Origin of the sequence: Dickeya sp. NCPPB 3274 (assembly GCF_000406205.1) — a bacterium.
Classification (GTDB): domain Bacteria; phylum Pseudomonadota; class Gammaproteobacteria; order Enterobacterales; family Enterobacteriaceae; genus Dickeya; species Dickeya fangzhongdai.
Window position 1 is genome coordinate 829169 of record NZ_CM001979.1, and the last position, 10940, is coordinate 840108.

Sequence of the window (10940 nt, forward strand, 5' to 3'; positions counted from 1 at the left end):
CCCGGCGAAGTCGTCCACCTCAGCACAGTTTTTGACGCCGGGAAAACCGTCATCCGCATGTACTAATCATCCGCATGTACTAATGCGTTTGTTAGCAATTTTTACTCGGCTTAATATCCCTGCCGTGCTTTTCTGACTTCTTCCCCTAACTGCCATACCGCCATCGCGTAGTGCACGCTGTGGTTATAGCGGGTAATGGCGTAGAAGTTCGGCAGGCCGTACCAGAACTGGTAGTAGCTGCCCATGTCGAGGCGCAGCAGGCTGGCTTCCTGATAGCCGCCCAGCGCGGCGGTCGGGCGCAGCCCCGCTGCCGCCAGCGTCGACAGGGAGTAGCGGGTCTTGAAGCCGGTTTCCAGCGCGAAGGTCTGGCCGCTGGCGGTCACTGCAACCTGTCCGTTAGGTTGCCAGCCGTTCGATTTGAAGTAGTTGGCGACGCTGCCGATGGCATCCACCGGGTCCCACAGGTTGGGAATACCGTCGCCGTTGAAATCCACCGCGTATTTCTTGAACGCCGACGGCATGAACTGGCCGTAGCCCATCGCGCCGGCAAAGGAGCCGCGCAGCGACAGCGGGTCGAAACCGTCTTCCCGCGCCATCAGCAGAAAATACTCCAGTTCGCTTTGGAAATACTCGGCGCGGCGCGGGTAGGAGAACGCCAGCGTCGCCAGCGCATCCAGAATGCGGGTTTTACCCATCACCCGGCCCCAGCGGGTTTCCACCCCGATAATGCCGACGATGATCTCCGGCGGTACGCCGTAAACCTGTTGAGCGCGATCCAGCGCGTCCTGGTATTGGTTCCAGAACGCCACGCCGTTCTGCACGTTATCCGGGGTGATGAACTGCTTGCGGTAGCGCAGCCAGGCGCCGTTGGGAATGTTGGAAGGGGTTGCCGTTGACGGCGACGGCGCCTGTTTGTCCATCAGCCGGATCACCCAGTCCAGCCGCTGCGCCTGCGCCAGCACGTCGTGCAGTTGCTGCCGTTCGAAGCCATACTGCCGCACCATTTTGTCCACGAAACGGTCCACATCCGGGCTGTTGGCGAAATCGCCGCTGGTCAGCAGACCGCCGGCGTGGGCGGGGGATAACAGAAAACCGCCGGAGGGAGCAGTGGCGGCGGGCGTACCGATAATTTCAGCCCCGGTGGGCTCGGCGGATTTATTGCTGCAGGCGGACAGCGCCAGCAACAGCGGAAAAACAGCAACCAGGCGACGCATCAGATATCCATATAATTCAGTCAAAAACAACGTGGCGGTCATGGTAGCGCAACGTCCATAGGGAAAAAACCGAATTATGGGCCCGTTGACGGCATCGACGGTTATGCTTCCGGCTGCTGTTCCTGCTCCATGATCTGAATCAGGTGATCGGTAAACGCGGAGACCGCTTTCGGCAGCGTGCGGCCTGCCAGCGTGTTCAGTTCGATGTTGAGTCCATTTAGGTCCTGACCGGTAATCGGCACCGCCACCATATCGTGATCCTTCAGGTATTGCCGCACCACCAGCTCGGTGGAGATGACTACGCCGTCGCAGTATCGGGCGAACGCCAGCAGGGCGCTGATGGAGGTGGTTTCAAACGCCGGATCGATCAGCAACCCCTGACGGCTGCAGCAGGCGTCGAACAGCCGCCGGGTCAGGATGTGGCGAACCGGTAGGCCAAGCGGATAACCCGCCAGTTGCGACAGGCGCAGGCTCGATTTCTCTGCCAGCGGATGATAGCGCTGCATCACCGCCACCAGCGGCGAGTGCAGCCGGTAGGCGACATGAATATTGGCGGTGGGGATCTGGCTGAACGTCAGCCCGATGTCGCTTTCGCCCTCATTCAGCCGGCGCGCCACTTCTTCGGCCGTCGCCACCAGTAGCTGAAAACGAATATAGGGGTAATGCTGGCGAAACGAGGCGATCGCCATCGGAATAAAATCCAGGCTAAATCCCGCCGTGGAGACAATGCGTACGTCGCCGCGGCGCAAACCCTGCAACTCCCGGATTTCCTGCGTCACTTGCTCGGTTTCCAACTGATTGCGAAAGGCGTAGGCCGCTAGCAGTTCTCCGGCGGCGGTGGGGGTCATACCGCTTTTCCGCCGTTCAAACAGCGTGGTGTTGAGCCGGTCTTCCAGCCCGCTGACCTGGCGACTGATGGCGGAACCTGCCACGTTGAGTCGCAAGGCGGCTTCACTAATGGAACCACAACGCACCACTTCCAGAAAATAGCGCAGGGCGGTGTCCTGTAGATAACGAGCGGTCATGCGATCCCCTCAATGATTGAAGTTTGCCGTTTCGGCAATGAGGTGGTGAAAAAGTTGAAATAGCAGTATGGATGGCGGGTGTCTAGTATGCAATCAGGAGGTGTTATCGGCACAGGGAAAAGGCGTCGCAGAACGCACAGGCTTCAGGCAATGACAACATCACACAGGAGGTATCGGGACAGATGGGGCATTACACGAGAAAAAAATCATATTGGGTGCTGTTCCTGCTTTATATCGGCTGGTGCGTGGCTTTTATCGATCGCGTAGTGCTGAGTATGGGATCGACGCAGATGGCGAAAGAGCTGTCGCTGTCGCCCAGCGAGGTTGGGCTGGTGCTGAGCGCTTTTTATTTCGGCTTCTGGTTGATGCAGTTGCCCGGCGGCTGGCTGGCGGATCGCTTTGGCGCCAGGGTGGTGGTGGCGATGGCGATCGCCATGTGGTCGCTGTTTACGTTCCTGACCGGTATCGCCTGGTCGTTGACGGCGTTACTGGTGATTCGTTTTCTGTTCGGGTTGGGGGAAGGCGCCTATCCTTCCGCTTCCGTCAAGAATGCGGCGGAGCAGTTCCCTCCGAGTGATAAGCCGCGCATGACCTCGCTGCTGATGTCTTCCAACTATGTGGGCAGCATGATTGCGCCGTTGCTGATCGCGCCGCTGATTCTGGCGTTGGGCTGGCGCCACGCGTTCATGGTGATTGGCCTGTTCGGCATCGCCTTCGTGCTGGTATATACCCTGACCGTCAGCGCCAAACCAGCATGGGTGTCCGATGAACCGGAACGCCTGAGCGGTGCGGAGTGGCGAGACGTAATGAAAAATCCGCTGTTGTGGCGGCTGGCGGCGGTCTGGTTCGGTCTGAGCCTGATCAACAAGGGGCTGGACTCCTGGATGCCGATTTACCTGATGACCGAACGCCATCTGGATTTGAAAGCGGTGGGGGTACTGTTGCCGATCCCCTACGTGATGGCCGGGGTGGCGACCGCCTGCGGCGGCTGGGTGATGACCCGTTTCTTTGATGGCCGCGAGCGGGTGATGCTGATGGGGTGCGCCTTGCTGACCGCCCTGTTCCTGTATCTGATGTACAGCGCGTCGAGCATCACCGCCGTGGTGATAGCTCAGTCCTGCGCCTACTTTTTCAAATCGTTCGTACTGGCGATCGCGGTGGCGCTGCCGACCAAGGTGCTGGCGTCGCGCATGGTGGGATCCGGCATCGGGGTGATCAACGTTGGCGGTCAGGCGGCCGGGTTTATCGCACCGCTGGTCATTGGCGCGATGGTGGAGTATTTCGGCTATCCCTCGGCGTTTTTGTTTCTCATGGCGGCAGCCGCGTTCTCGGCGGTGGTGAGTCTGACTATTCATACGCGCCCGTCGGTGAAAACCGATATGGCGGCTCAGGTTTGACGTTAAACGTGTAGGTGAAGGACAGAGGATGAAAATAGACAAAATTGTATTGCGTCAGATGAAAATGACGCTGAAGACCCCGTTTACCACCAGCTTTGCCACTCAGACGGAGAAGTACTTCACCGTGGTGGAAGCGCATAGCGGCGATGTGGTGGGTTACGGCGACTGTTCGGCGATTTCACTACCGTTTTACAACGAGGAAACCAACGTCACCGCCTGGCACATCATGCGCGATTTTCTGGTGCCGATGCTGCGTCAGGCCGGCGAGATTCGCCATCCTTCCGAAGTGCGCGACATTTTCGCGCCGGTGCGCCGCAACAACTGCGCCAAGGCGGCGGTGGAGGGCGCGATATGGGACGCCTACACCAGGCAGAAGCAGACGCCGCTGTGGCGCGAGCTGGGCGGCGTGCGCGATCGGGTCGAGGCGGGGGTGAGTATCGGTATTCAGCCAACGCCGGCGGATTTGGTGCGTGTGGTGGCGGGCTACCGGGAGGAAGGCTACCGTCGTATCAAGATTAAGATCAAACCGGGTAAAGATCTGGCCTATATTCAGGCGCTGCGCAGCGAATTCGGCGACATTACGCTGATGGTGGACGCCAACTCCGCCTACTCGCTGGACGATATTCCGCTGTTCCGTGAGTTCGACAAATACAACCTGCTGATGATCGAACAACCGCTGGCGCACGACGATATCGTCGATCACCGCAAGTTGCAGGCGGCGATTGAGACACCGATCTGCCTGGATGAGAGCATTGCCTCGGTGGAAGATGCCCGCAAAGCCATTGAGCTGGGCAGCGGCCGCATCATCAATATCAAGGTGGCGCGGGTGGGCGGCATCACCGAAACCAAACTGATCCACGATTTCTGTCAGGATGCCGGCGTGCCGGTATGGTGTGGCGGCATGCTGGATACCGCGGTGGGTAAGGCGCACAACATTGCGGTGGCGACGCTGCCCAATTTCCTGCTGGCGCATGACATTCCACCGTCATCACGCTACTGGGCGCAGGACTTCATGTTGCCGGAAGTGACGCTGGACCAGGACAGCATGGTGGCGGTGCCGGATAAACCGGGCATCGGTTTTGAGATCAATCCGGAACTTTATGCCCGTTATTGCTATGGCGAGGAAACCATCCGCTTTTGATTACCGGAGAAAGCGGCTGCGGCAGCTCGTTGCCGTGCCACAGCCGCTGACTCATGATCAGTGCGGCAGCGCTGCCGGTATATATCGTAAAATAATGGCAATAACCAATATAATGACAATAACCAATAGCGAGACAATGCCGAGTGTCATGTCCCGGAATGACGTTTTTTAGCGATCGCCGAGGTATTGAGTAATCTTATTGCGTCTTGTTTTTTATTGAGAGGTGAGTAGCCTCAGCGGTTCTTTATTCTGATTTGTCTCTTCTTGTTTAGTCACCCGTGGTGTCGGATGACGGCAGGCGCTGCGTTTGTCCGGATGTGGTGAAAAACGTTCTGGAATATTGTGATGTTTATCACGAAAATAACCGGACTGAGAGCCCGGTAGGTGCCGTCGACGGCACCTACCGGGACAGATTCACCCGTGCTGGGACATTACATGAACGTGATTGGAATCATCATGTCATCGGGGAAAGCCTCCGTTGACGTTGCGCTGTATACACTGTTGCCGATTATGGTCGTGATGCTGGTCATCATGCGTTTTCTGGAAGCGAAAGGCATCGTGGATGCGCTGGTTCGGTGGATGGCGCCGATTCTCAAGCCCTTCGGGCTCACCGGTATGAGCACCTTTGCGCTGATTCAGCTTAACTTTGTCAGTTTTGCCGCGCCGCTGGCGACGTTGTCTATTATGGAAAAACGCGGCGTGTCCGATCGCCATATGGCGGCGACGCTGGCGATGGTGTTCGCTATGGGGCAGGGCAACGTGTTTTATCCGCTGACTCCGTTTGGCCTGCACTGGGCGGCGGCCATCGTGATATCGATTATCGGCGGGCTGGCGGCAGCGGCGCTGACCTACCATGTGCTGGGGCGCAAACTATCCGCGCTGGAAAGCGGGCGTTCCGGCGACGTTTCTGCCGAAGAGCCGACGGCCAGAGGCGTTATCGGCATCATTAATAGCGCCGGGGCGGACGCCATCAGGCTGGCGCTCGGATCGGTGCCGATGCTGATTCTTTCCATGACGATTGTCGGCATACTGGAATCCGCCGGCGCGGTGACGGCGCTTGAACGCTTTTTCTCGCCGCTGCTGGCGTCGGCCAATATTTCTCCTGTTTTCGTGATGCCGACGCTGGTGAAATGCCTGGCGGGCGGCACCGCGTATTTTGGCGTGGTGTCAGACCTGATCCAGCAGGGAAAAATGACCGCCAGCCAGATTAACGCCTCCGCCGGCTTGCTGATTCAGACGTTTGATTTACCGGGCATCGGCATTTTTCTGGGCGTTGGCTCCCGCTTCACCCGCCTGTTCCGCTATGCCGCGTTGGGGGCGTTGTTCGGTATAGTGATCAGAGCGGTGCTGCATGTGGCGGTGTTTTAGGTGGTGTCGCGCGGCATTGCGGGACACCGCCTGGAATCAGATGATGGCGTTCCCGCACTGACCGCAAAATTTTGCGCCAGCCTGTACCGAAGTGCTGCATTGCGGGCAGACTGCTGGTACGAGCGATGTGCCGCATTGCTGGCAAAACCGCGCGGTGGGGGCATGGAGCGACCGGCAGTTTGGGCAACTTACTCCCGCGTTGTTCCCGGTTGGGTAACTGCCATGAGAGCTATGATGTTCGTTGCTATGATGATGCCCGTGGTGGCCTTTCCCATGATGACCGCCCAATAATTTGTCAAAAATACCCATTGATACCTCCGTATTCACTGTTTGAATGACCTGAATGGCTAGCCCTGATGCTGAGTTGGTAAGCATCATCGTTATGCCATATGTGGTCTATTCAACACCCTGTAGTTACTACAGGGTCAAGCTACTACCGTGTCAAACGACAGGGTCAAATCACTACAGGATTACGCTACCTCGGCTTGTGTGACCGAAAGACAAGTCGGCGTGAGGGAATAATGGCAATGGCGGGGCACAGCCAGAGCCCTACCGGCTGACGCGCAGAGCATCAACAACCAGCGAGAAGGCGCCGCCGCCATACGTAGCTTCGGCCCAATGGGAACGGCAATCATGTCCTTGTCGATAGTGTCCCTCAGACGTACCCCGGCATCAAAACGATCCGCCACGATATTTCGAAAGCCGTAATTGATATCGAATTCCACACTGATGTCCGGGTATTCGCGTAGTGAAGGCCCCAGTTTGGGGAGCAGGGTGGTTCGCAGGACGTGATCGCCGCTGGTAATTCGCACCGTACCCGCCGGTTTGTCGTGCAGTTCCGTCAGGACATCCAGTTCAGACTCAATCTCATCGAAACGTTGACCTATCGCCAGCAAAAGGCGTTCGCCAGCGGTGGTTAGTGAAACGCTGTGTGTTGTACGGGTAAGCAGTCGGATTTGCCATAGCTAACACCATGTTAATTGTTTGACTGAAAGGGCTTCTGAAGAGCAGGCCTTTTCATATGATAAAAACAGGATTGGCGTTCTCGGTATTTGCGGAAGCGGTAGCTTTGCTATCAGCGCTGCTAAAATCGATCCGCGTATGAAGGCCATTGCAACCGTAAGTATGTATGACATGGGGTCTGCCAACCGTAACGCGCTCCATCATTCGTTAACGCTTGAGCAGCGTAAAAAAATTATTGCCGAGGCAGCAGAGCAACGTTATGTCGAATTTACCGGTGGCCTGACTAAATATACCAGCGGTACGGTGCATAAGATTGATGCAAACTCAACCCCCATTGAGAAAGCGTTCTTTGATTTCTACCGCACTCCTCGCGGTGAGTTTACACCCAAAGGTTCATCACCAGAATTGACCACACATCCTACGCTGACAAATAATGTGAAATTCATGAACTTTTATCCGTTCAATGATATTGAAACGATCTCGCCGCGTCCGATGTTGTTTATTACCGGTGACAATGCGCATTCCCGTGAATTCAGCGAGGATGCATTTAAACGTGCTGGTCAGCCGAAATAATTGTACATTGTTCTAGGGGCTGGGCATGTTGATTTGTATGCTCATGTCAATTTGATCCCATTTGCAAAACTGACTTCATTTTTCAAAGCCAATCTGAAATAACCCCTCTGTTTGTTACCTGCATTCACAGAAAACCACATCCTGGCGGTGTGGTTTTTTTGATAAAAGGCTTTATATAAATATCCTCAACGTAGTGATATAAATAACCTAAATGTAGTGTGCCAAAACAGCCCGGCTCCGGCGCTACGGCAGTTTGCTGCTTCCCGGCCTCGTCGCGGCCGGGAGAGAATGATTGAGCCGAAAAGAAATAGTCCGGTATTTATAAAGGAATCAATTAACTGCGGCTGACACTATTCTTTTACGCTTAAATCAATATCGCCAAAATACTGTTTCTTGATGCGGAAAAGTTCACCGTTGTCCATTATGTTTTGCAACCCCTGATTGAAAAGCTGCTTTATTTCCGTATCGCCTTTGCGTATACCGTATGCTGAGCCGATACTGAATAAATCAGCGTCGGTTATTTCCGGGCCTTTTAACTCAAAACCCTGACCTTCCGGAGTTTGTAAAAACCCGAATGTCAGAGCAACCGATGGGCACAGCGCGCCTTCAACCCTACCGGCATATAAGTCTTCGTAAATTGCTTCCTGATCAGGGTAGCTTTTAACATTCACTCCGGCAGGCAGCCAGTGTTTGTTGGCGTATGCTTCCTGAATGCTTCCCTGTTGTACCGCTATATTTTTCCCTCGCAGCATGTCGATCTGAGGAAGAAGATTAGCCTCCTTCCTTGCGACAAATCTGGTTGGTACATGAAAAATATAGTTGCTGAAATCGATAGCTTCCTTTCTCTTTTTTGTCACACCCAGTGGTGAAATGACGTCGATCTTTTTTGCGAGCAGGGCCGAAATCTGGGCATCGAATGTATTTACGATATAGTCGCATTTTGCATTTATTGATTTACAGATGGCATCGGTTATCTCGATTTCAAACCCTGCTGGATTGCCATTTTTATCCCTGCTTTGAAAAGGGGGATAAGTCAAATCGACACCAATACGAATTATGTCCTGTTTGGCAAATGCAAATGGTGAAATAGTAAGAATGACAATGATTTTCAGGAGCGAAAATTTTCTGAACATGGCAATAACACCTCTTTTAACCGTATAAAAATGAATAAAAATATTCGGTATTCATATCATCACCGGCGATAGGAAATAAGCCGACACCGCTCTGGTTTGTCCTGTTAATTCCGTCTGAGTCCGGACATCACCAGTCGCATTTCCGGAAGCGTTAGAAGGTGTTGCGGAATAGCCTTCATCACGGCTGGGGCAGGCCAGTAACTCAGATAGAGACGTATGCCAGCCCGGAAAGAAAAACAGTGCCTTTTCCTTTATGAAAAGCATTCGTTCACTAAGAAAAGGCGGCAAGGAATCGAGCGGTGCAGCCGACGCTGAACCGACAAAGACCGTACTACATATAAATAGTGAAGACAGGGAAAACGCCAGACACTGCATCATCATTCAGCCCCACATCCGGAAAGCGGACGTTAAGTTATACGTGAAATAATAACAAATGGTTATTATTTTGTTTGCAAAATGTAAAAATGATGAATCAGCGGATGTCGCTACCGCGAAAGGCCCATTTTTGTACCGTTGGCGATAATGACACGCTGTCGTTCGCTGAACGGGCACTGCAGAGGTCATTGGGGCGTGAGCTTGCTTTGTTCGGTAGTCTGGTTAAAGAGATGTGGGGCAACGTCTCTGGACAACCTTTGCTTTTTGGCCTGAGGGTTCTGGTGCCTTTACACTTGAGCAGTAAAAGCAGGCGTCGCGCTATTATGCAATGCTATAGGGCTGTATTAAGGTAAATTCTGTTATCAAGGGCGGGTATTTTGCCCTTGATAACATTTATATCTTAGTCCGCTAGCGCATTCGTCACGGCTTCTGGCATTGAGGGGCGGCCGTTGACCAGGCAAGTAGCGACAAAGGTGGCTTCTGCGTACGTTACGCCATCAACCTTAATCTGCTGAACGAAATTGACACGATTGCGCTTTTCGTTTTTTTCCAACTGACAGGTAACCTCTAACCGATCGCCTTTTTGCAGGCTTTTACGGAAGCGCAGAGAATACTCAAGTACCATATAGACTTTTCCCTGCTTGAACTCCTCTTCAATATCAATGCCTAGCGACTCTTTCATGAACGCATGGCGCGTCCACTCCATATAAAATGGGTAATAGAGACCGTCGACTACACCCTGGAAATCGATATGGCTATCCTCAACCTCATAATGCTTTGAAAACATTTCTGCATCCTAGTCTGATTGTTATGTAAGTATCCCGCTAAACCGAACCATTCACTTTTAGAGATCTTCCGACATACTGATTATGTCCCGTTGAGGAGATCGCTATGCGCAAAGCCCGATTTACCGAGCACCAGATCATCGCCGTTTTGAAGTCCGTTGAAGCCGGACGTACCGTCAAAGACGTCTGCCGCGAAGCGGGAATATCCGAGGCGTCGTACTACAACTGGAAAGCGAAGTTTGGCGGAATGGAAGCCTCTGATATCAAAAAGATGAAAGATCTGGAGGACGAAAACCGGCGACTGAAACAGATGTTTGCCGATCTCAGTCTGGAGTGCCGGGCACTCAAAGATGTTATTGAAAAAAAGCTTTAAAACCAGCGATAAAGCGTGAGCTCGTCAGTTATCTGACCGCGCAGTTTACGATGAGCATCCGCCAGGCATGCAGGACGTTATCGTTGAGCAGGACGGTCTATTTTTATCAGCCTGACACCCGGCGTGATGAGCCGGTCATTCAGGCACTGACCGACATGGCGGAACGCTATCCGCGATACGGCTTCAAGAAGTTGTTCCAGAAGCTACGCAGGCAGGGGCATGCATGGAATCACAAACGCGTTCATCGTATTTATTGCTTACTGAAACTGAATTTTCGTCGTAAAGGAAAGCAACGTTTGCCCGTGCGTGATCCAGCACCATTGGCGACGCCGGAACACCTGAATCAGAGCTGGTCAGTGGATTTTATGCATGATGCGCTGGTATGCGGCAGACGTTTTCGTACGTTTAACGTGGTGGATGATTTTAATCGTGAAGTGCTGGCGATAGAAATTGACCTGAATATACCGGCACAACGCGTTGTTCGGGTGTTGGACAGGATAGTGGCAAACCGAGGGTATCCGCTAAAGATGCGGATGGATAACGGACTACCGTTTGAATCAACAGTTTTTGCGCGCAAGGATCCTGCCATCTAA

General features: G+C 53.7%; 9 protein-coding genes and 3 pseudogenes. 5 read left to right on the top strand and 7 right to left on the bottom strand.

Going from position 1 to position 10940, the window contains the following annotated elements; translation table 11 throughout:
- Positions 1–110 precede the first annotated feature (110 nt).
- Positions 111–1214 (bottom strand): lytic murein transglycosylase B, encoded by a 1104-nt coding sequence (gene mltB, locus DXX3274_RS04445; RefSeq protein WP_042861877.1) that lies wholly within the window; start codon positions 1212–1214, stop codon positions 111–113.
- A 101-nt stretch (positions 1215–1315) separates the two neighbouring features.
- Complete coding sequence (locus DXX3274_RS04450; RefSeq protein WP_042858791.1) at positions 1316–2239, bottom strand: LysR family transcriptional regulator; 924 nt, start codon at positions 2237–2239, stop codon at positions 1316–1318.
- Between the two features lie 182 nt (positions 2240–2421).
- Between DXX3274_RS04450 and DXX3274_RS04455 the strand changes: the two genes are divergently transcribed.
- From DXX3274_RS04455 to DXX3274_RS04465, 3 genes are all read left to right on the top strand, one after another.
- Complete coding sequence (locus DXX3274_RS04455; RefSeq protein WP_042858792.1) at positions 2422–3636, top strand: MFS transporter; 1215 nt, start codon at positions 2422–2424, stop codon at positions 3634–3636.
- A gap of 28 nt (positions 3637–3664) precedes the next feature.
- On the top strand, positions 3665–4777 hold the full coding sequence (menC, locus tag DXX3274_RS04460; protein ID WP_042858794.1) for an o-succinylbenzoate synthase: 1113 nt from the start codon (positions 3665–3667) through the stop codon (positions 4775–4777).
- Between the two features lie 435 nt (positions 4778–5212).
- A complete protein-coding gene (locus DXX3274_RS04465) occupies positions 5213–6145 on the top strand; it encodes a nucleoside recognition domain-containing protein (protein ID WP_042858795.1) in 933 nt (310 codons plus the stop codon).
- 36 nt (positions 6146–6181) lie between these two features.
- Here DXX3274_RS04465 and DXX3274_RS24505 read toward each other — a convergent pair whose 3' ends face one another.
- Positions 6182–6523, bottom strand: coding sequence for a zinc ribbon domain-containing protein (locus DXX3274_RS24505; RefSeq protein WP_208622086.1), 342 nt, complete (start codon positions 6521–6523; stop codon positions 6182–6184).
- Positions 6524–6729: 206 nt separating this feature from the next.
- Positions 6730–7104 (bottom strand): annotated as a pseudogene (locus DXX3274_RS23610) (LysR family transcriptional regulator); the annotation flags it as partial.
- 64 nt (positions 7105–7168) lie between these two features.
- On the opposite strand from DXX3274_RS23610, the pseudogene DXX3274_RS04480 reads away from it, so the two are divergent.
- Positions 7169–7783: pseudogene (locus tag DXX3274_RS04480) on the top strand (alpha/beta hydrolase); the annotation flags it as partial.
- Between the two features lie 248 nt (positions 7784–8031).
- Here the strand turns inward: DXX3274_RS04480 and DXX3274_RS04485 are convergent.
- The 3 genes from DXX3274_RS04485 to DXX3274_RS04490 all read right to left on the bottom strand — a co-directional run bounded on the left by DXX3274_RS04485 (position 8032) and on the right by DXX3274_RS04490 (position 9976).
- Positions 8032–8814, bottom strand: coding sequence for a transporter substrate-binding domain-containing protein (locus tag DXX3274_RS04485; RefSeq protein ID WP_042858798.1), 783 nt, complete (start codon positions 8812–8814; stop codon positions 8032–8034).
- Positions 8815–8865: 51 nt separating this feature from the next.
- Positions 8866–9195, bottom strand: coding sequence for a hypothetical protein (locus tag DXX3274_RS23615; protein WP_152495224.1), 330 nt, complete (start codon positions 9193–9195; stop codon positions 8866–8868).
- Positions 9196–9589: 394 nt separating this feature from the next.
- Positions 9590–9976: a thioesterase family protein gene (locus DXX3274_RS04490; protein ID WP_038662036.1), complete on the bottom strand. Its 387-nt coding sequence runs from the start codon at positions 9974–9976 to the stop codon at positions 9590–9592.
- Between the two features lie 104 nt (positions 9977–10080).
- On the opposite strand from DXX3274_RS04490, the pseudogene DXX3274_RS23295 reads away from it, so the two are divergent.
- A pseudogene (locus tag DXX3274_RS23295) lies at positions 10081–10919 on the top strand (IS3 family transposase); the annotation flags it as partial.
- Positions 10920–10940: the final 21 nt, after the last annotated feature.